Below are 18,565 nucleotides of genomic sequence, written 5' to 3' on the forward strand. Positions count from 1 at the left end.
GCCCTTGTACTGGACGTACTCGGTCTTCCGCCCGGTGCGGCGAGAGTGCGTGCCAGGCGTCGCGGGGCAGGCGGGAGTTTGACGACAGGGCCTAGTGCTGGCCGTAGCCGTCCAGGAACCTGCCGATCCGGGTCACCGCGTCCGCGAGGTCCTTCGCGTTGGGCAGCGTCACGATGCGGAAGTGGTCCGGCTCGGGCCAGTTGAAGCCCGTCCCGTGCACCACCATGATCTTCTCGGCGCGCAGCAGGTCGAGCACCATCTGTCGGTCGTCCTTGACCTTGTAGACGGCCGGGTCCAGCTTCGGGAAGAGGTACAGGGCGCCCTTGGGCTTCACGCAGGTGATGCCCGGGATCCGCGTCAGCAGCTCGTACGCCGTGTCGCGCTGCTCCAGCAGCCGCCCGCCGGGCAGGACCAGGTCCTCGATGGACTGGCGACCGCCGAGGGCGGTGGCCACGGCGTGCTGCGAGGGCATGTTCGCGCACAGGCGCATGTTCGCGAGGATCGTGAGGCCCTCGATGTACGACGAGGCGTTCTTCTTGGGGCCGCAGACCGCCATCCAGCCGGCGCGGTAGCCGGCGACGCGGTAGTTCTTGGACAGGCCGTTGAAGGTGAGCGTCAGCAGGTCCGGCGCGATGGCGGCGGTGTTGGTGTGCGTGGCTCCGTCGTAGAGGATCCGGTCGTAGATCTCGTCCGAACAGACCACCAGGTTGTGGCGGCGCGCGATGTCCGTCAGCCCCCGCAGCATCTCGTCGTCGTAGACGGCGCCGGTCGGGTTGTTCGGGTTGATGATCACGATCGCGCGGGTGCGGTCGGTGACCTTGCGCTCGATGTCGGCGAGGTCCGGCATCCAGTCGGCCTGCTCGTCGCAGCGGTAGTGCACGGCGGTGCCGCCCGCGAGGCTGACCGAGGCGGTCCACAGCGGGTAGTCCGGAGCCGGGACGAGGACCTCGTCGCCGTCGTCGAGCAGCGCCTGCATCGACATCTGGATCAGCTCGGAGACCCCGTTGCCGAGGTAGATGTCCTCGACGTCCAGCTCGATGCCCTTGGTCTGGTAGTGCTGCATGACCGCGCGGCGTGCGGAGAGCAGCCCCTTCGCGTCCCCGTAGCCGTGGGCCGTGCCCAGGTTGCGGAGCATGTCCTCAAGGATCTCCGGCGGGCACTCGAAGCCGAAGGCCGCGGGGTTGCCGGTGTTGAGCTTGAGGATGCGATGACCTGCCGCTTCGAGCCGCATCGCCTCTTCGAGGACGGGTCCGCGGATCTCGTAGCAGACATTGGCGAGTTTCGTTGACTGGATCACCTGCATGACGGGAGCTTACGGGCCCGGATGCCCGCCCGCTCGGCCTTTGGGGGCGGGAACCGGAGGTGGGAATTGTCCCGTTTCGGGGGACGAGGGGGTGGCGGCCCCGTCCATCCTTTGAAACGGAGCCCACCGCACCGCTCCGACCTGCGGAATGCGTGGACCGACCCCGAGCCCGGGGCCGGCGGTGTTGCGCTCGTCACGGTGGCGCCGGCGTGGGCCGGCGGTGGGCCTCGCCCCGCCCGCCCCTGTCGGTGGTCGTGCGTAGCCTCGGCGCGTGAAGGAACTCAGGATCATCGCCGGGGACGCCACGAGTCCGCAGGCCAAGGGACCCAAGATCGTCGCGCACGTCTGCAACGACATCGGCGGGTGGGGCAAGGGCTTCGTGCTCGCCCTGTCGCGCAGGTGGCCCGAGCCGGAGGCCGCGTACCGGGCCTGGCACCGGCGGCGCGCCGACAACGACTTCGGGCTCGGGGCCGTCCAGGTGGTGCGGGTGAAGCCCGACGTGTGGGTGGCCAACATGGTCGGGCAGCGCGGGATCCGCACCGGCGGCGGGGGCCCGCCGATACGGTACGACGCCGTCGCGCGGTGTCTGGACGCGCTGGCCGCGCACGCCGTCGAGCTGGGGGCGAGCGTGCACATGCCCCGCATCGGGTGCGGGCTCGCCGGCGGGACGTGGGCCCGGATCGAGCCGCTGATCACCACCGCGCTGTGCGCGCGGGACGTCGACGTCACCGTCTACGACCGGTCGTGAGCCCGGCTCCGCCAGGTGCCGGTAGCGGCCGGGACCGAACGGGTGGAGCTCGGGGGACGCGCGTGACCCGGCGGCCCGGCGAATCGATTCGCCCCGCTCGGTCCTCCTAGGGTCGGGCCCGCAGCACCCCTTGATCATCTTCGGAAGGGACCCCTCCCGTCATGAAGCTCCGCACCACCCTCGGCGCGACCGTCGGCGCCCTCGCGCTCGTCCTGTCCATGGCCGGCTCGGCCCAGGCCGCGCAGGGCAACTTCCACTACAAGTACGTGGACGGCTACGGCCAGGAGCGGCACGTCACCCTCCACAACCCGCACAGCGGCAAGTGCATCAACCTGCACGCCGTCGGCGAGGACGACGAGCTGCCGGGTTACGGCCCGCACAACGACACCGACACCGTGGTGACCGTCTTCCTCGGTGCGAACTGCGAGGGTCCCGACTGGCGCCTGAAGGCCCACGGCAAGCCGGCCAAGGACACGCTGGAGGTCCGTTCGGTGCGCTTCGACGAGCCGGGCACCACGTACGAGGAGAAGCGCGAGGACAAGCGCGAGCAGGACCGGTACGAGCAGGAGCTGCGGCGCAAGTAGGCCGCACCGCTACTCCTCGATGATCACCAGCGGGAGCTCGCGGGGTCGCGCCAGCGCCTGCTGGTCGTCGAACAGCGGCCACAACGCGGTCATCGCCTCCCAGTACGTCTCGCGTTCCGCCGGGGTCGCCGTGCGCGCCCGGCCTCGCAGGACGCTGGAGCCCACCTGGAGCCGGACCTCCGGGTGGGCGGTGAGGTTGAGGTACCAGCCGGGGTGGTGGGGGCCGCCCGAGCCCGCCGCCACGACGAGGTGGCGGTCCGCGTCCCGCCCGTAGATCAGCGGGGTGCGGACGGTGCGCCCGCCGGCCCGGTCGACGGTGGTGAGCAGCAGCGTCGGTACGCCGTGCCACAGGTGGCCGTCGGTGCCGCCGCTGGCCACGTACGTGCGGACGTGGTCGAGCCGGGGGCCGGGGCGTGGGTCGGTGGGGTGTTCCCAGTCGACGGTGACGGCGACGCTGTTCATCTGACCTCCGTTGCGCGGCCCCCTCCCGGCTAACGAGCCTTCGTCGATTCTGGATGCGGCCGACCCGTAGCGCACGCCCGGAGGTCTGGACCAAGCTCGGAGCATGGATCTGGAGCTGAGGCACCTCAAGATCGTTCGGGCCGTCGCGGACGCCGGCAGTCTGACCCGCGCCGCCACCGCGCTCGGGCTCGCGCAGCCCGCGCTGAGCACCCAGCTCAAACGCATCGAGCGGGCCCTGGGCGGCCTCCTCTTCGAGCGCGGCCGGGACGGCGTACGGGCCACCGCGCTCGGGGAGCTCGTCCTGGAGCGGGCCCGCGTGGTGCTCCCGGCGGTCTGCGAGCTCCAGGACGAGGCGATGCGCTTCGCCCGCCAGGGCACCGAGGGCTACCGTCTCGGCGCCACGCACGGCCCGCTGCTCGGCGGGCTCGTCGACCGGCTCGCCCGGCAGGAGCCCGGGGTGTCGGTGACCACGTACACCTCCTGGTCGGAGCGGGAGATAGCGGGCGGGGTCGCCGCCGGCCGGCTGGACTTCGCGCTGGTCGGGGTGTGCGGGGAGAGCGCCCCGCCCGAGCCGGGGCGGCTCGCGTGGATGGAGGTGGCCCGGGACCCGGTGCACGTGATGCTGGCCGAGGACCACCCGCTGGCCCCGCGCCCGCGCATCGAGCTCGCGGAGCTGGCCGCCGAGGCGTGGACCGACGTACCGGGCGACGGGTGTTTCGGCGACTGTTTCGCCGCCTCCTGCGTGCGCGCCGGCTTCACCCCGGCCTGCGTGTACGAGACCGACACCGCCTCCTGCGTGCACCTGGTGCAGGTGGGCCGGGCCGTGGGCCTGTGCCGGGCCACCTTCCCCCTCACCCCGGGGATCGTGACGCGGCCGCTGGCCGGGAGCCCGCTGGTGTGGCGGCACCTGCTGGGGTGGCACCCGGCCGCGCGGGCGGCGGCGCGGGCGGCCGGGGTCCTGGAGCACGCCCGGGCCGCCCACGCGGACGCGCTGGCCCGCTCGGCCGCCGTGCACGCGGCGGCGGCGACGGGCGCGGACGCGGGTGCGGCTGCCGGTGTCGGCGCCGGTCAGACCAACGGCGTCGCGCTCTCGATCACCACCGGCACCAGTGGGACGTCGCCGTGCCCGCCCGCGCGGCCGGTGCGGACGGCGGCGATGGAGTCCACCACGTCCTGACCGGAGGTGACCGTGCCGAACACCGCGTACCCGTAGCCGGAGGGCGTCGGGGCGGTGTGGTCCAGGGCCGGGTTGTCGGCGGTGTTGATGAAGAACTGCGAGGTCGCCGAGTGCGGCACGCTGGTGCGGGCCATGGCCACCGTGTAGCGGGTGTTCCTCAGGCCGTTGTCCGCCTCGTTGCGGACCGGCTCGCGCACGGGCCGCCGGCGCATGTCCGCGGTGAAGCCGCCGCCCTGGTTCATGAACCCGGGGATCACGCGGTGGAAGACCGTGCCGTCGTAGTGGCCGCTCTCCACGTAGCCGAGGAAATTGGCGACCGAGGCCGGGGCCCGGTCCTCGTGGAGGTCGATGACGATGGCGCCGAGGCTGGTGGTCAGCTTCACCTGAGGCATGTCGGGTCCGGTCCCCTTCCGGTACTGAAACGTGCCACCAAGCTTCGCAGAGCGTCACCGGCACGCCACGGCCCGGGGTGCGACCCCGGGCCGGGACGCCGGCGGCGTCATCGTCGGGCCGCTACGGCAGGTAGCGCTCGATGACCTGCGGACCCTCCTTCTCGATCAGTCGGCGGGCCTTCTCGACCCGCTCCGGAGTCGGGTCGTGTCCGGTCGCCATCACCAGGTCCTCGGGGTCGTACGGTCGCTCCGGCTCCCCACCCGTGAAGAGCCGGTCCGACCGGGTGGGCCGCTCGTCCGATTCACTGTCCATCGCATACCTCCTCCGGTGCCCCCCAGGCCCCCATCCTCCGGCCGCGGCCCCATGAACGCACCTCGGGACGGGCCCCGCGCCGCGCCCGCGCCGCGACCGTTCCGCACCCGTCTGCGGACCGCGCGCCCCTCCGGCGGCCATAACGCCGGAGGAGGGGTCAACCGGCAGCTCCCGCACGCCCGTTCGCGTTCCTACGGTTTCGGTGACCCCCACGAGGAACCGAGGAGCCCCCATGCTCAAGCGACACGCCCGCGCGGCGTGTACCGCCCTGGCCGCCGCCGGACTGCTGCTGGCCGCCGGCGGCGCCACCGCCGCGACCGCCGCCGCGACCGCCGCCGCCCCGCGCAAGTCCGCCGCCGCCACCCTGCGCACCGCCGACGCTCCGCCCGAGTTGCTCGCCGCGATGGGGCGCGACCTCGGCCTGACCCCCACCCAGGCCGAGACCCGCCTCGCCCACGAGGCCGAGGCCGGCGCCACCGCCGCCCGCCTGCGCCTGACGCTCGGCGCCGCCTTCGCCGGGGCCTGGGTCGACGGGGCCGACGCGGGCACCCTCACCGTGGCCACCACCCGCCCCGCCGACACCGCCGTCATCCGCGCCGCCGGCGCCACCCCGAAGCTCGTCACCCGCTCCCTGGCCGACCTGGACACCGCCAAGGCCGCCCTGGACCGGGCCGCGTCCACCGAGACGCCCGTGCGCTACGTCGACCCGCGCACCAACACCCTCGTCATCGAGGAGACCCGGCCCGGCGCCGCCGCCCGCCTCCTCGCGGCCACCGGCACCGACGGGACCCTGGCCACGGTGGTCCGCACCGCCGAGGCCCCGCGCCCGCTCCACGACCTGCGGGGCGGCGACGCGTACTACATGAACGGCAGCGGGCGCTGCTCCGTCGGCTTCCCGATCACCAAGGGCACCACGCAGGGCTTCGCCACGGCCGGACACTGCGGGCGGGCCGGGACCACCACCACCGGCTTCAACCAGGTCGCCCAGGGCTCCTTCCAGGCATCGGTCTTCCCCGGCAACGACATGGCCTGGGTCGCCGCCAACAGCAGCTGGACCTCCACTCCCTACGTCAAGGGCAGCGGCGGGGCGAACGTCCAGGTCACCGGCTCGGTGCTGCAACCCGTCGGCTCGTCCGTCTGCCGTTCCGGCTCGACCACCGGATGGCACTGCGGCACCGTCCAGCAGCACAACACCAGCGTCACCTACCCCGAGGGCACCATCTCGGGCGTGACCCGTACGACGGTCTGCGCCGAGCCCGGTGACTCCGGCGGCTCCTACATCTCCGGCAGCCAGGCCCAGGGCGTCACCTCGGGCGGCTCCGGCGACTGCTCGCGCGGCGGCACCACCTTCTTCCAGCCGCTGAACCCGATCCTGTCCGCCTACGGGCTGACCCTCAAGGTCACCGGCTCCGACCCGGGCCCCGGCCCCGGCCCCGGCGAGCCGGAGCCGGGCGGCACCTGGAAGGCGGGCACCGTCTACGCGGCCGGCGCCACGGTCACCCACGGCGGCGCGACCTACCGCTGCCTCCAGGGCCACCAGGCGCAGACCGGCTGGGAGCCCCCGGTCGTCCCGGCTCTCTGGCAGCGGGTCTGACCAGAGGGGAGAAAGACGAAGGTGCCGTGACTGCCAAGGGGGGAGTCACGGCACCTTCGCGCGCGGGTCACAGGACGGCGAGCGTGCCCACCGCGCCGACGGCGACCAGGACGCCGCAGATGCCCAGGTTGACCGTGCGGTGTTCCCAGAAGACGGCCACGAACTCGCGCAGGATCGCGCTGGGCAGGAAGTACCGCGCGGTGGGCGAGCCGAGGACCTGCCCGTCGACCCCGGACTTGCGGGCCAGCATCGCCGCCCGGAAGGCGTGGAAGTTGTTCGTGACGATCACGCACCGGTAGTCGGGCCCGGCGGCCGTCATGATCTCCTTCGAGAAGAGCATGTTCTCCTCGGTGGTGCGGGAGCGGTCCTCCAGGGTGATGTGCTCGGCCGGCACGCCCTGTTCGATCAGCCAGTCCGCCATCGCCCGCGCCTCGGGGACGCGTTCGTCGGAGCCCTTCCCGCCCGAGGTCAGCAGCACCGGCGGGTGGGAGCCGCGGGCCAGCTGGGCGGCGTAGATCTCCTGGCCCTTGCGCAGGCGCGAGGCCAGCAGCGGCGGGACGCGGTCCCCGCCGATCAGGCCGGAGCCGAGCATGACGACGTGGTCGACGTCGCCGCGCACCTTGATCCGCCCGTACAGCCAGGCGTAGCCGAGGAAGCACACGAAGATGAAGGAGACGTAGGCGACGACGGCGGTGAGGGTGGCGACCGCGCCGCCCAGCAGGGTCGATCCGAACCACGGGACGACGATCAGCAGGGCCGTCATCGCGAAGATGCCCAACCCGGCCAGCATCGACAGCAGGTTGGCCGGCCGCCGGCCCTCCTTTCGGATCATGGTCATGCCGTTGGAGATCAGGAACCCGCCGAGGACGAGGACCCCGAGGGTCGGCAGGGCGAAGACGAGGAAGAGGACGGAGACGGCCGCCCAGGTCGGCAGGGCCCTCAACTGGAAGAGCAGGGCGAAGGAGAGCGCGAGGAAGGTCAGTCCGAGCAGCACCGCGTTGCGGAACCGGCGGCGGTCCTTGTAGGCGCTGATGCAGAAGACCACGAACAACACGGCGGCGGGGGCGAAGGCGACCATGCGTTCATCGTATGGGTCGCCCGCGCGGAGCAGACCGGTCGTGAACGGGCGTACGACGAACGGCCCGACCTGCCAGGACCTCGGTCCGGCGGCCGTCCCGGACGACGAAGCGGCCGTCGATCAGCACGTGCGGGATGCCGGTCGGCGCGGTGCGCGGGTTCGCGTACGTGGCTCCGGCCGCGACCGTCAGCGGATCGAAGAGGACCAGGTCGGCGCGGTACCCCTCGCGCACCAGTCCCCGGTCGGGCAGGCGCAGTCGGGCGGCGGGGCGGCCCGAGAGGTGGGCCACGCACTCCTCCAGGGTCAGGACGCCCAGGTCGCGGACGTAGTGGCCCAGGTAGTGGGGGAAGGTGCCCCAGGCGCGCGGGTGGGGTTTGGCGCCGTGCAGGATGCCGTCGGAGCCGCCGGTGTGGACGCGGTGGCGCATGATCGCCCGGACGTTCTCCTCGTGGCCCACGTGCTGGAGGATCGTCGGGCCGAGGCGGTCCTCGATCAGCAGCCGCCGGGCGGTCTCCCAGCCGTCGAGGCGGGTGCCGACGTGGTGGGCGTGGGCGGGGTCGGAGGTGCCGGAGATCTCCACCGTCGACCAGTCGACGGGGACGCCGTGGCAGCCGTCGGAGCCCTCGACCTCCAGGGCGTGGCGGATCCGCTCGGCGGTGGCCCCGTCGCGCAGTCGGGCGAGGACCGCCTCCGGGCCGCCCGCGCCGGCCCAGCCGGGCAGCAGCGCGGCCAGGGTGGTGCAGCCGGGGGTGTACGGGTAGCTGTCGAGGGTGAGGTCGGCGCCCTCGGCGAGGGCCCGGTCGAGGAGGGCGAGGAGTTCGGGGGCGCGGCCCCGGTTCTCGCCGAAGTTCATGGTGGCGTGGGCGAGGTGGAGGGCGCAGCCGGCCTCGCGGGTCAGCTCGATCATCTCGGTGTAGGCGTCGAGGGCGCCGCGGCCGTAGCTGCGGTGGTGGGGGCAGTAGTAGCCGCCGTAGCGGGCCACGACGGCGCACAGCTCGGTGAGTTCGGAGCCCGAGGCGTACATGCCGGGGGTGTAGGTGAGGCCGGAGGACAGGCCGACGGCGCCCTGTTCGAGGCCCTCGGCGACCAGGCGGCGCATCCGGTCGAGTTCGGCGGGGGTCGCGGGCCGGTCGTCCCAGCCGAGGGCGTACGCGCGGACGGTGCCCTGCGGGACGAGGTAGGCGGCGTTGACGGCGATCCCCCGGCCGCCGTGGGCGCGGTCGAGGCGGTCGAGGTAGCCGCCGACCGTGCGCCAGTCGAAGTCGACGTCGTCGCCGGGCCCGTTCCAGCCGGCGATGGCCGCCCGCACGCCGGTGAGGGTGGCCTCGTCGGCCGGGGCGTAGGACAGGCCGTCCTGGCCCAGGACTTCGAGGGTGACGCCCTGGGCGGCCTTCGCGCTGTGGTCGGGGTCGCGCAGCAGGGCGAGGTCGCTGTGGGCGTGCATGTCCACGAAGCCGGGGGCCAGGACCAGGCCGTCGGCGTCGAGGACGGCGCGGGCCCCGCCCGGGATCCGGCCGGACGGGGAGATCGCGGCGACACGGCCCCCGCGCACGGCGACGTCCGCGGTGTACGAGGGGCCGCCCGAGCCGTCGACGACTCGGGCGCCCCGGATGAGCAGGTCCACGGCGGTGCTCCCAGGGTTCGGCGCCGCGCGGCGCCGGGTGGCGACGGTCGGCGCGGGTCGGGCGGGATCCGGAAGAGGCGACCTAGAAGAAGGTGCGCACGTAGTCGGTGACGGTGCCGTCGGCCGCCACGACCGGGATCAGCGGCCACTTCTCGAAGATGGTGCACGGGTGCGACATCCCGAGGGCCACCCAGTCCCCGACCCGGACGTCGTCCGGCCCGTCGGTCTCCAGCCAGGCGTGCTGGTCGGAGAGCTTGACCACGCGGACGCCGTCGGCCGGGCGCTCCTCGCCGGTGAGGGGGTCGCGGACCAGCTCGGCCTCGGGCAGCCCCAGGTCGTAGGCGATGTCGCGCTTGCCCGCGTTGACGAAGGCCTGGGTGGGGGAGGGGCGGGAGACGACCTGCGTCCACAGCCGGAACGCGGGGCGCAGTCCCCCCTCGGCGGGGATCCGGTTGAAGGGGGTCAGCCGGCCGTACCAGCCGTGGTCGTGGGAGACGTACGCGCCGGAGCGCAGCAGCCTGAGCACCGGGCGGGACAGCTCGGGGATCTCGGCGAAGACGTCGGCGACGGCGTCGAACCAGGCGGAGCCGCCCGCGCTGACGACGATCTCCGCCAGGTCGGGGGAGAAGCGCCCGGCCTTGTCGAACTCGACGGTGAGGGAGGTCAGCCGGCGCAGCCAGGCGTGGACGCGGTCCGGGTCGGCGTCGGGCACCTCGGCCTCGTAGCCGGCGACGCCGACGAGGCGCAGGGCGGAGCTCGCGGCGACGGCGTCGGCGACGGCGCGGCAGTCGTCGTCGGTGCGGGCTCCGGTGCGGGCGCCCTCGCCGGCGCCGAGTTCGACCACGACGTCCACGGTGGCGTCCCGGCCGGCCAGGGCGGCGTCCATGAGCTCGACGCCGCGCACGGAGTCGACGTAGCAGACGAACCGGAAGTCGGGGTCGGCGGCGAGTTCGGCGGCGACCCAGCGCAGGGCTGCGGGGTCGACCAGCTCGTTGGCGAGGAAGATCCGGCCGATGCCGAAGGCGCGGTAGACGCGGACCTGGTGGGGCACGGCGGCGGTGATGCCCCAGGCGCCGTGCTCCAGCTGCCGGCGGAAGAGCTGCGGGGCCATGCAGGTCTTGCCGTGGGGCGCGAAGGCCAGGGCGTGCCGGCTCGCGTAGGTGCCGAGGACGGTGAGGTTGTGTTCCAGCGCCTCCGCGTCGAGGGTCAGCACGGGGGTGGTGAACCCGCCGGTGTACAGGTCGCGGGCCTGGGCCGCGAGCGCGCCGACGGTGAGGCCGGCGGCCTCGGCGTCCGGCGGCAGCCCCTTGAACCGGTGGTCGACCGGTTCGTCGGCGAGGGCCTGGACGGGGTCGCTGGGCATGGACGTGCCTCCCGGGTTCGGCGGCGTTGCGAGGGGTGCAACGGTCGTTGCGTACGGCGCTGCGAGCTGTCTAACATCCCGGGTGACGGTGGGTCAACGTCCCGCCTCGGGCGGCCGGCGGGAGGGACACGGCATGAGTCAGTCGGTGGAGCGGGCGCTGCTGATCCTGCCCGCGCTGGCGCGGGGCCCGGCGGGCCTCGGCGAGGTCGCGGCGGCGCTCGACGTGCACAAGAGCACCGCGCTGCGCCTGCTGCGCACCCTGCACGCGCACGGGTACGTCTACCGGCAGCCCGACGGCCGCTACCGGCTCGGGGCGCGGCTGTTCGCGCTGGCCGCCGAGGCGGTGGAGGGCCTGGACGTACGGGAGATCGCGCATCCGCACCTGGTCGCTCTGAACGCGGCCACCGGACACACCGTCCACCTCGCGGTCCACCAGGACGACGAGGTCCTCTACATCGACAAGGTCGAGAGCCGCTACCCGGTGCGGATGTACTCGCGCATCGGCAAGCCGGTGCCGTTGACGGTGGCCGCCGTCGCGAAACTGCTGCTCGCGGACCTGCCGGAGGCCGAACGCCGCGCGCTCGCCGCCCGCATCGACTACCCCCGCCACACCGCCCGCTCGACGCCCGACGCCGAGGCGTTCCTGCGCGAGCTGGCCCTCGTACGGGAACAGGGCTGGGCCAGTGACCTCGGCGGCCACGAGGAGTTCATCAACTGCGTGGGCGCCCCCGTACGCGGGCCCGACGGACGCGTGGTCGCCGCGCTGTCCGTCTCGGCTCCGAACGTGGTGGTCACCGCCGCCGAACTGCTCGACCTGCTGCCGCTGGTACGACGTACCGCGGACGCCGTCGGACAGGACTACTCGGGTACCCCTTCGGGTACCCCCGCCCCCACAGGAACCCAGGAGCACGCGTGAGCGAGAAGATCGCCGTCACCCCCGACACCCACACCGTCCCGCCCGCGAGGTTCTCGCACGGCGTGCGCAAGGGGAACATCCTCCAGGTCGCCGGCCAGGTCGGCTTCCTGCCGCACGTGGACGGGCAGCCGCCGACGCCCGCCGGGCCGACGCTGCGCGCGCAGACCCTCCAGACGCTGGAGAACGTCCGCTCGGTCCTGGAGGCCGGGGGCGCGGGCTGGGACGACGTCATGATGATCCGCGTCTACCTGACGGACACGGACCACTTCGCCGAGATGAACGAGATCTACAACGCCTACTTCGACGACCAGGGCCTCAAGGAGGCCCCCGCCGCCCGCACCACGGTCTACGTGGGGCTCCCGGCCGGTCTGCTCGTCGAGATCGACGCGCTCGCCGTCCTGGGCTGAGCCCCGCCGGCCGCGTCGGGACCGGCGAGGGGGCGCCCCCCTGGCGGTGGGGCGCCCCGGGTCGTCCTAGGAGCAGTACTGCGCTTCCTTGCCGATCGAGCGGTACATGCAGTCCGCGTTCTCCAGGAGCTGGAGCACGGCCTCCTTGTTGCGGGCCGTCTCGCGGTCGATCACCTCGTCGGGCGGGTAGAAGCCGCCGCCGCCCGAACCGGCCGGGTACATCTCGAAGGTGTAGCCGAAGATCTTCTGGCTGCCCCACAGCCAGTCGTCGATCGTGCCGTCGGTGATGTACAGGTCACTGGACTGCTCGGGGGTGTAGCCGTTGCTCGCCGCCATGCCGGTGCCGACCTTCTTGAAGGCGGCGAGGTCGTCGGCGGTGAGCCCGGGCGCGGTGTCGTTGTAGGTCCAGCCGAAGGGCCACAGGACCAGCTCGCTGTACGTGTGGAAGTCGATCGCGGCCTTGATCTGCTGCTTGCCGCCCACGACGCGGCTGCGCACGAAGTCGGAGACCACCTTCACCTCGGGGGCCGACTCGGCGGCCGGACCGCGGTAGGTCTCGGAGCTCTTGCTGCTGCTGGAGCCGCCGCAGCAGCCCCACTTGTAGTTCCAGTTCCGGTTCTCGTCGGTGCCGACGGCGCTGGAGCCGGAGTTGGGCTGGCGGTTCTTGCGCCAGGAGCGGTAGGAGCCGGTGGCGATGTCGTACTCGCCGCCGTCGGGGTTGAGGTCCGGGATGATCCAGATCTCGCGGTTGTTCACCATGTTCGTGACCCGGGACTCGCTGCCGTACTTCGAGCCCAGCTCCTTGAGCAGGTACAGGGCCATCTCGACGGTGAGGTGCTCACGGGCGTGCTGGTGGGCCGTGAACAGCACCTCGGGCTCGGCCTCGTCCGTCGCCACGTTGTCGCTGATCTTGATCGCGACGAGGTCCCGGCCCTGGTAGGACTTGCCGATCACCCGCTTGCTCATGATCCCGGGGTACTGGGCGATGCGCTGGTCGATCTCCGCGCTCGCCTCGGCGTAGTTGTGGTACCGGGAGTCCGCCGACGGGAAGTCGAACGGGCTCGCCGCGATCCCGCGCTCGGAGCGGTCCGGCGGGCCGGGCAGGGCGGTGAGCCGGTAGCCCATCGCGCGCAGGCTCTTGGCCTGGGCCGGGTCCGCGGTGACCACGACCGAGCGGGCGTCCACCTCGTCGATGGACACGCCCGTGCGCAGCAGGGCGCTGCGCTCCGCCGGCGTGGAGGGGCCCTCGACCTCGTACTGGACGACGGCCTCGTCCTGGGTGGCGGTGGACGGGGTGGGCGGTGGCGCTGCCGTCGCGCTCATGCCGTAGGCGGGTGCGCCGAGCGCGAGCGCCAGCAGGGCCGCCGTGACGGCGGCCCTCCGGCGGGTGTGGAGCCGCATGCGTTCTCCTGGGTGGGGAGTGTGGGGGTAGCCGTGCGGACGCGCACAGCGTGCTCTCGTGGCATGTCCGGGTCAAGAACCCCCGGGGTTCGTCGAACCGATTCAGGCCACCCCCACAGCTACCGCCTACGGGAGCGCGTGGACCTTCGGACCCACCGTGTCGGACCAGGTGCTACCCGCCTTGGCGTCCCAGTTGGTCGACCAGGTCATCGCACCGCGCAGTCCGGGGTACGTCTTCGACGGCTTGAAGGACCCGCAGTTCGTGCCCCGGGCCAGGCAGTCGAGGGCGTTGTTCACGATGGTCGGGGAGACGTAGCCGCTGCCCGCGCCGCTGGGCGAGGCCGGCACCCCGATGCCCACCTGGGACGGGTCGAGGCCGCCCTCCAGCTGGATGCAGGCCAGGGCCGTCAGGAAGTCCACGGAGCCCTGGGAGTAGACCTTGCCGTCGCAGCCGTTCATCGCGCCGCTGTTGTAGTACTGCATGTTGACGACGGTCAGGATGTCCTTGATGTTGAGCGCCGTCTTGAAGTAGCCGCCCTGCGGGGACTGCATGTCGATGGTCTGCGGGGCCATGGTGATGACGAGCGAGGGGCCCGCCTTCGCCGACAGGGCGCGCAGGGCCTGCGTCATGTAGGTCGGGTTGAGGCCGTTCTCCAGGTCGATGTCGATCCCGGTGAACCCGTACTCCTGCATCAGCGCCCAGGCGGAGTTCGCCAGGTTGTTCGCCGAGGCGGAGTCGTTGACGGTGATGGTGCCCTTCTCGCCGCCGATGGAGAGGATGACCGACTTGCCGGCCGCCTTCTTCGCGGCGATGTCGGCCTTGAACTGCGCGACCGTGTAGCCGCCGAGGCCCGCCGAGTCGAGGTTGAAGGCGATGGCGCCGGGCGTTGCCGTGGCGTCGGCGAAGGAGACGGCGATGATGTCGTACTGCGCCGACACGTCGGAGATCTTCTGGACGGTCGCGCCGTTGTTGAAGTTCTGCCAGTAGCCGGTCAGGGCGTGCTTGGGCACCGAGGGGTTCGGGTTCGGGTCGCCCCCGCCGGTCGTGGTGCCGGTCACCGGCGCCGACCGGGGGCCCTCGCCCGCCGCGTTGTACGCGCTCACCTGGAAGGAGTAGGAGGTGGAGGGCGCGAGCCCGGTGATCGCGGCGGTGCTCGTGGACACCGTCCGCACGCGGGCCCCGTCCTGGTAGACGTGGTAGCCGCTCGCGCCGGAGACGGCGTTCCACGAAAGGGTGAGCCCGTTCGCGCTCTGGCCGGAAACGGCGGCTCCCGCGGGGGCGCCGGGCACGCTCGGGCCGGGGTCGGTGCCGCCGCCCCCGTCCGGGCCGAAGACGCTGAACTCGTCGACCGTGTAGGCCGGCTGGCCGTACCAGCCGTGCGTGTAGACGGTGACCTGGGTGGTGTTCGGGCCCGTGCTGAAGGTGGTCGACAGCTTCTGCCAACCCGAACCGGAGCCGGGGGTCCAGGTGGAGACGTCCTGCGTGCCGGTGCCGGTCGCGCCGAGGTACACGTAGCTGCCCTGGACCTGGGTGCTCAGCGTGTACGTCGAATTCGGCTTGACCGTGACGGTCTGACTGCAGCGCGCGTTGTCCGAACCCGCCGGAGTGGCCTTGAGGGCGCCCGCGCCGGCGAAGACCGGGGAGGCGACGACGGCGCCCGAGCCGCCGGCGCAGGACCAGTGGGAGAGGCCGGACTCGAAGCCTCCGTTGCGGGCGACGTTGATGTCGGCGGCCTGCGCGGTGCCCGTGCCGAGGGCGGACAGCCCGCCGGCGGCGAGGGCCGTGGCGCCCAACAGGGCGAGGGAGCGTATGCGGTTCACGTGGTCTCCGTGGGGGGAGGAAGGGAAGGAGTGAACGGGGGTGGTGCGGGTGTACGGACGGGGGGAGTGGGGGTCCCCGGGGTCGGCGGCCGGGCGGAAGTCCCGGCGCAGCCAAGTTGGTCCAGACCAATCCCCGTGTCAAGGGTCTTTGCGATGTGGCTGGAAATGAACGGACGCCCGATCCCTGTTGTCCGGGTTTCCGAGCACCTGTGACTTGTGCTTCCGGCACGGGAATCACCAAGGCCCTGCCCCGCCAGGGGCGTCGCGGATATGGTGCTCGGGCAAGGGGGAAGCGCGTCGATCGTTTGCGGTCGCGCAGTACGTGCGCGTACGTGACGACCGTGTGAACGGGCGCGGGCGTAACGGGTGAACGGGGGGATTCACGTGCCGACCGCCATCGCTGTCACCAGTGCCGACCTGGTGCTGCCGGCCCCTGACCGGCACACGCCCGGAGCCGCGGTCCTGCGCCCGCCCGACGAGGTCGACCTGGAGTCCTCCCTCGCCGAGACCACCGCCCTCCTGGAGCGCCACGGCCACCTCCTGGTCGTCACGCCGCCCTGGCTGCCGCCGGCCGTCGCGCGCCGCCTGTACACCGTGCGGGCCATCCTGGAGACCGATCGGATCGCGTTCCTCGACGTCGATCTCCCGCCGCTGGGCGTCGCCGTGCTGGTGCGTCAGCTGCGCCAGCTGACCGTCTGCGACTTCAGCCCCGGCGTGATCGCCTCCGCCGCCCGCCTGCTGTCCCACTACGTCTACGCGGGCGCCCTGCTGGGTACGGTCGCAAAGCTGGACCGGGTGCCGGTCGGGCTGAAGGCGCACGCCCGGTCCTGGTCGCCGTCCGCGCAGTTCGCCGTGCTCGCCCACCCCGAACCCCACCTGGCCCGCCTCGGGACCGCCCCCGCCCCGGGGGCCGCCGTCCTGCCGCCCGGTCCCGGCTTCGCCACGCACCTCACCTTCGCCCGCGGCCGGCTCTCCTCCGACTGGGTGGCGGCCGAACTCGCCTCCGCCTGGCAGGTGCAGGGGGTCATGGAGAACCCGCTGCCCGTCGACTCGGCCCGCTGGTGGGCGACCGCGAAGCTCGTCGAGTTCGCCGCCGCCATCCCCGACGTCGCCGTGCTCCACCAGCTCGTCGCCTCGGTCCGCCGCGAGGAGTGCCGCTGGTGCGGCCTCGAACTCATCGGCGACCGCTGCGGATTCTGCTCCGCCCCGCTCGCCCCACCGTCCGCCGCCCCCTCGCACGCCGGCGCGCCGCCGGGGACCTCCTCGCCCTCGGGCGCCCCCACCGCGAGCCGACCGCACGCGCGTCCCCGCACCCGATCCAGATCCCGATCATGACCGGCCCGAACGAACGAAGAACGGCGAGGTAGTACGGCCCATGAACTCACGCCAGCGCCGCGGCGTCATCCTGCTCCTGCTGTCGGTCCTGTGCGCCCTCGCGGCCTTCGGCGGCGTCCTCGTGGTCATCGGCGACGTCAACTCCAAGGTCGGGGCCGAGACGGTCGCCTACCGGGTCAAGGGCGACATCGCACCGTACAGCCCGCTCACGGCGGGCCAGTTCGAGCAGGTCACCGTCCCCAAACGGTGGCTGTCCGAGACCGCCGTCACCGACCTCGGGGCCCTCCAGGGGAAGATCGCGCTCACCACCCTGAAGAAGGGCTCCTACCTCCAGAGCGACATGGTCGTCGACAAGCCGCAGCTCCAGGCCGGCGAACAGGAGATCGCCATCATGATCGACGCGGCGACCGGTGTGGCCGGCAAGATCACCTCCGGGGCCAAGGTCAACATCATCGCCACCTTCAAGGGCGCCAAGGAGACCGACCCCGCCCGCTCCGTGATCATCGTCCCGAACGCCCGCGTCCTCGGCGTCGGCAAGCTGACCTCCCTCGACAAGGACGGCAACAAGCAGGGTCCCGCCGAGGTCGTCCCGATCACCTTCGCCCTGAACACCAAGGACACCCAGCGCGTCGCCTACGCCGAGTCCTTCGCCGTGCACGTCCGCCTGGCCCTGGTGGCCCCCGGCACCGATTCCGCGCCCGGCCCGAGCGAGCGCACGTACACCCTCGACGGGGACAGGTGAGGCCCGGATGACCACGCGAATCCTCCCCGCGGCCGCCGACCCGGACGCCGCCCGCGCCATCGTGGCCCTGATCGGCCAGCTCCCCGGCGCCGAACCTGCCGCCCCCGTCGCCGACTCCACCTCCCTCCTCGACACCCTGGCCCGGCTCGCCGCCGAGTCCGTCGACGAGCTGCCCGAGGTGGTCCTCGTCCACGAACGGATCGGCCCGGCCCCCGCCCTCGAACTCGTCCGCGAGGTCGCCCTGCGCTTCCCCGCGGTCGGCGTGGTCCTGCTGTCCTCGGAGACCGGCCCCGCCCTGTTCTCCGCCGCCATGGACTCCGGCGCCCGGGGCCTGGTCGGGCTCCCCCTCGGCTACGAGGAACTCGCCGCCCGCGTCCAGGCCGCCGCCCAGTGGGCCGTCGGCGTACGCCGCCACCTGGGCGGGGGCGAACGCGTCCCCACCGGACCGGGCGGCCGGGTCGTCACCGTCAGCGGCGCCAAGGGCGGCGTCGGCACCACCTTCACGGCCGTGCAGTTCGCGCTGGCGGCGGCCGCCGCCGGACGGCGCACCGCCCTGGTGGACCTCGACCTCCAGGCCGGCGACGTCGGCTCCTACCTCGACGTGCAGTTCCGCCGCTCCATCGCCGACCTCGCCGGCATCCAGGACATCTCCCCCCGCGTCCTCCAGGACGCCGTCTACGACGACCGCACCGGACTCGCCCTGCTGCTTGCCCCGGCCGAGGGCGAGCGCGGCGAGGAGGTCGACGAACGGGCCGCCCGCCAGGTCATCGGCGCCCTGCGGACCCGCTACGAACTCGTCGTCGTCGACTGCGGCACCGTCGTCACCGGCGCCGGCGCCACCGCCGTGGAACTCGCCGACGTCGCCGTCATGGTCACCACCCCCGACGTGGTCGCCGTACGGGCCGCCAAACGCCTGGTCCGGATGTGGGAGCGGCTCCAGGTCCGCAAGGCGGAGGACACCACGATGGTCGTGAACCGCTGGAGCAAGCACACCGAGATCCAACCCGCCCTCATCCAGAAGATCACCCGCACCCGCCCCACCCGCACCCCCGTCCCCGCTGCCTTCAAGGAACTCCAGGCCGTCGTCGACGCCGGCCGGGTGCAGGACCTCGACAACCGCTCCACCGTCAAGCAGGCCCTGTGGACCCTCGCGGGCGAACTCGGCCTGCTCGCCGCCCCCGGCGAGCCGGGCGCCCTCCCCGACCAGGCGGCCCTCGGCCCCGCGGGCCGCTCCGGCGGCACCGCCCTCGCGGTCCGCGCCGCCGGTCCGGTGGCCCGCCTGCGGCGCGGCCGGGAGGGCTGAGG

Annotated in this window: 18 protein-coding genes; 9 read left to right on the top strand and 9 right to left on the bottom strand. The window is 73.0% G+C overall.

The window, feature by feature from the left end; all coding sequences use genetic code 11:
* Window positions 1-91 precede the first annotated feature (91 nt).
* Window positions 92-1,303 carry a pyridoxal phosphate-dependent aminotransferase gene (locus AB0D01_RS33225; protein WP_363061882.1) on the bottom strand — a complete coding sequence of 404 codons (1,212 nt, stop codon included), beginning with the start codon at window positions 1,301-1,303 and terminating at the stop codon, window positions 92-94.
* Between the two features lie 271 nt (window positions 1,304-1,574).
* Between AB0D01_RS33225 and AB0D01_RS33230 the strand changes: the two genes are divergently transcribed.
* Together AB0D01_RS33230 and AB0D01_RS33235 are read left to right on the top strand one after the other, a co-directional pair.
* Complete coding sequence (locus AB0D01_RS33230) at window positions 1,575-2,051, top strand: macro domain-containing protein (protein ID WP_363061884.1); 477 nt, start codon at window positions 1,575-1,577, stop codon at window positions 2,049-2,051.
* A gap of 161 nt (window positions 2,052-2,212) precedes the next feature.
* Window positions 2,213-2,635, top strand: coding sequence for a hypothetical protein (locus AB0D01_RS33235; RefSeq protein WP_363061886.1), 423 nt, complete (start codon window positions 2,213-2,215; stop codon window positions 2,633-2,635).
* Between the two features lie 9 nt (window positions 2,636-2,644).
* Here the strand turns inward: AB0D01_RS33235 and AB0D01_RS33240 are convergent, their stop codons facing one another.
* Window positions 2,645-3,097 carry a nitroreductase/quinone reductase family protein gene (locus AB0D01_RS33240; protein WP_363061888.1) on the bottom strand — a complete coding sequence of 151 codons (453 nt, stop codon included), beginning with the start codon at window positions 3,095-3,097 and terminating at the stop codon, window positions 2,645-2,647.
* Between the two features lie 103 nt (window positions 3,098-3,200).
* Here AB0D01_RS33240 and AB0D01_RS33245 point away from each other — a divergent pair, with 103 nt between their 5' ends.
* On the top strand, window positions 3,201-4,274 hold the full coding sequence (locus tag AB0D01_RS33245; protein ID WP_363061890.1) for a LysR family transcriptional regulator: 1,074 nt from the start codon (window positions 3,201-3,203) through the stop codon (window positions 4,272-4,274).
* On the opposite strand, the gene AB0D01_RS33250 is transcribed toward AB0D01_RS33245, so the two are convergent.
* Together AB0D01_RS33250 and AB0D01_RS33255 are read right to left on the bottom strand one after the other, a co-directional pair.
* A complete protein-coding gene (locus AB0D01_RS33250; RefSeq protein WP_363061892.1) occupies window positions 4,166-4,666 on the bottom strand; it encodes a peptidylprolyl isomerase in 501 nt (166 codons plus the stop codon). The two genes, AB0D01_RS33245 and AB0D01_RS33250, sit on opposite strands and share 109 nt — an antisense overlap.
* 121 nt (window positions 4,667-4,787) lie before the next feature.
* Window positions 4,788-4,979, bottom strand: a complete 192-nt coding sequence (locus AB0D01_RS33255) for a hypothetical protein (protein WP_363061894.1) — start codon at window positions 4,977-4,979, stop codon at window positions 4,788-4,790.
* Between the two features lie 232 nt (window positions 4,980-5,211).
* Between AB0D01_RS33255 and AB0D01_RS33260 the strand changes: the two genes are divergently transcribed.
* Window positions 5,212-6,573, top strand: a complete 1,362-nt coding sequence (locus AB0D01_RS33260; RefSeq protein WP_363061896.1) for a carbohydrate-binding protein — start codon at window positions 5,212-5,214, stop codon at window positions 6,571-6,573.
* Window positions 6,574-6,640: 67 nt separating this feature from the next.
* Here AB0D01_RS33260 and AB0D01_RS33265 read toward each other — a convergent pair whose 3' ends face one another.
* The 3 genes from AB0D01_RS33265 to AB0D01_RS33275 form a co-directional block, all read right to left on the bottom strand.
* Window positions 6,641-7,651: a YdcF family protein gene (locus tag AB0D01_RS33265; RefSeq protein WP_363061898.1), complete on the bottom strand. Its 1,011-nt coding sequence runs from the start codon at window positions 7,649-7,651 to the stop codon at window positions 6,641-6,643.
* Window positions 7,652-7,655: 4 nt separating this feature from the next.
* Window positions 7,656-9,275 (bottom strand): D-aminoacylase, encoded by a 1,620-nt coding sequence (locus tag AB0D01_RS33270; protein WP_363061900.1) that lies wholly within the window; start codon window positions 9,273-9,275, stop codon window positions 7,656-7,658.
* 82 nt (window positions 9,276-9,357) lie between these two features.
* Entirely contained in the window at window positions 9,358-10,638 is a 1,281-nt protein-coding gene (locus AB0D01_RS33275; protein ID WP_363061902.1) for an amino acid deaminase, read from the bottom strand.
* A gap of 133 nt (window positions 10,639-10,771) precedes the next feature.
* On the opposite strand from AB0D01_RS33275, the gene AB0D01_RS33280 reads away from it, so the two are divergent.
* Both AB0D01_RS33280 and AB0D01_RS33285 read left to right on the top strand, forming a co-directional pair.
* Entirely contained in the window at window positions 10,772-11,554 is a 783-nt protein-coding gene (locus tag AB0D01_RS33280; protein WP_363061904.1) for an IclR family transcriptional regulator, read from the top strand.
* The gene (locus AB0D01_RS33285) at window positions 11,551-11,961 is read left to right on the top strand and encodes a RidA family protein (RefSeq protein ID WP_363061906.1); all 411 of its coding nucleotides are present in this window, start codon (window positions 11,551-11,553) and stop codon (window positions 11,959-11,961) included. Before AB0D01_RS33280 ends, AB0D01_RS33285 begins: the two co-directional genes overlap by 4 nt.
* A gap of 66 nt (window positions 11,962-12,027) precedes the next feature.
* On the opposite strand, the gene AB0D01_RS33290 is transcribed toward AB0D01_RS33285, so the two are convergent.
* Window positions 12,028-13,362: a M14 family metallopeptidase gene (locus tag AB0D01_RS33290; RefSeq protein WP_363061908.1), complete on the bottom strand. Its 1,335-nt coding sequence runs from the start codon at window positions 13,360-13,362 to the stop codon at window positions 12,028-12,030.
* Between the two features lie 126 nt (window positions 13,363-13,488).
* Window positions 13,489-15,183, bottom strand: coding sequence for a glycoside hydrolase family 18 protein (locus AB0D01_RS33295; protein ID WP_363061910.1), 1,695 nt, complete (start codon window positions 15,181-15,183; stop codon window positions 13,489-13,491).
* 384 nt (window positions 15,184-15,567) lie between these two features.
* On the opposite strand from AB0D01_RS33295, the gene AB0D01_RS33300 reads away from it, so the two are divergent.
* The 3 genes from AB0D01_RS33300 to AB0D01_RS33310 are packed head-to-tail and all read left to right on the top strand — an operon-like array spanning window position 15,568 to window position 18,563.
* Window positions 15,568-16,518 carry a hypothetical protein gene (locus tag AB0D01_RS33300; RefSeq protein WP_363061912.1) on the top strand — a complete coding sequence of 317 codons (951 nt, stop codon included), beginning with the start codon at window positions 15,568-15,570 and terminating at the stop codon, window positions 16,516-16,518.
* Between the two features lie 40 nt (window positions 16,519-16,558).
* Window positions 16,559-17,260 (top strand): Flp pilus assembly protein CpaB, encoded by a 702-nt coding sequence (gene cpaB, locus AB0D01_RS33305; protein ID WP_363061914.1) that lies wholly within the window; start codon window positions 16,559-16,561, stop codon window positions 17,258-17,260.
* Between the two features lie 7 nt (window positions 17,261-17,267).
* A complete protein-coding gene (locus AB0D01_RS33310) occupies window positions 17,268-18,563 on the top strand; it encodes an AAA family ATPase (protein ID WP_363061916.1) in 1,296 nt (431 codons plus the stop codon).
* Window positions 18,564-18,565 lie beyond the last annotated feature (2 nt).

Source organism: Streptomyces sp. NPDC048606 (assembly GCF_040650855.1).
GTDB lineage: Bacteria > Actinomycetota > Actinomycetes > Streptomycetales > Streptomycetaceae > Streptomyces.

Coding starts and splice junctions, on each gene's coding strand:
- AB0D01_RS33225 (WP_363061882.1), bottom strand. CDS start 1,303: ATGCAGGTGATCCAGTCAACGAAACTCGCCAATGTCTGCTACGAGATC.
- AB0D01_RS33235 (WP_363061886.1), top strand. CDS start 2,213: ATGAAGCTCCGCACCACCCTCGGCGCGACCGTCGGCGCCCTCGCGCTC.
- AB0D01_RS33240 (WP_363061888.1), bottom strand. CDS start 3,097: ATGAACAGCGTCGCCGTCACCGTCGACTGGGAACACCCCACCGACCCA.
- AB0D01_RS33245 (WP_363061890.1), top strand. CDS start 3,201: ATGGATCTGGAGCTGAGGCACCTCAAGATCGTTCGGGCCGTCGCGGAC.
- AB0D01_RS33250 (WP_363061892.1), bottom strand. CDS start 4,666: ATGCCTCAGGTGAAGCTGACCACCAGCCTCGGCGCCATCGTCATCGAC.
- AB0D01_RS33255 (WP_363061894.1), bottom strand. CDS start 4,979: ATGGACAGTGAATCGGACGAGCGGCCCACCCGGTCGGACCGGCTCTTC.
- AB0D01_RS33260 (WP_363061896.1), top strand. CDS start 5,212: ATGCTCAAGCGACACGCCCGCGCGGCGTGTACCGCCCTGGCCGCCGCC.
- AB0D01_RS33265 (WP_363061898.1), bottom strand. CDS start 7,651: ATGGTCGCCTTCGCCCCCGCCGCCGTGTTGTTCGTGGTCTTCTGCATC.
- AB0D01_RS33275 (WP_363061902.1), bottom strand. CDS start 10,638: ATGCCCAGCGACCCCGTCCAGGCCCTCGCCGACGAACCGGTCGACCAC.
- AB0D01_RS33280 (WP_363061904.1), top strand. CDS start 10,772: ATGAGTCAGTCGGTGGAGCGGGCGCTGCTGATCCTGCCCGCGCTGGCG.
- AB0D01_RS33290 (WP_363061908.1), bottom strand. CDS start 13,362: ATGCGGCTCCACACCCGCCGGAGGGCCGCCGTCACGGCGGCCCTGCTG.
- cpaB (WP_363061914.1), top strand. CDS start 16,559: ATGAACTCACGCCAGCGCCGCGGCGTCATCCTGCTCCTGCTGTCGGTC.
- AB0D01_RS33310 (WP_363061916.1), top strand. CDS start 17,268: ATGACCACGCGAATCCTCCCCGCGGCCGCCGACCCGGACGCCGCCCGC.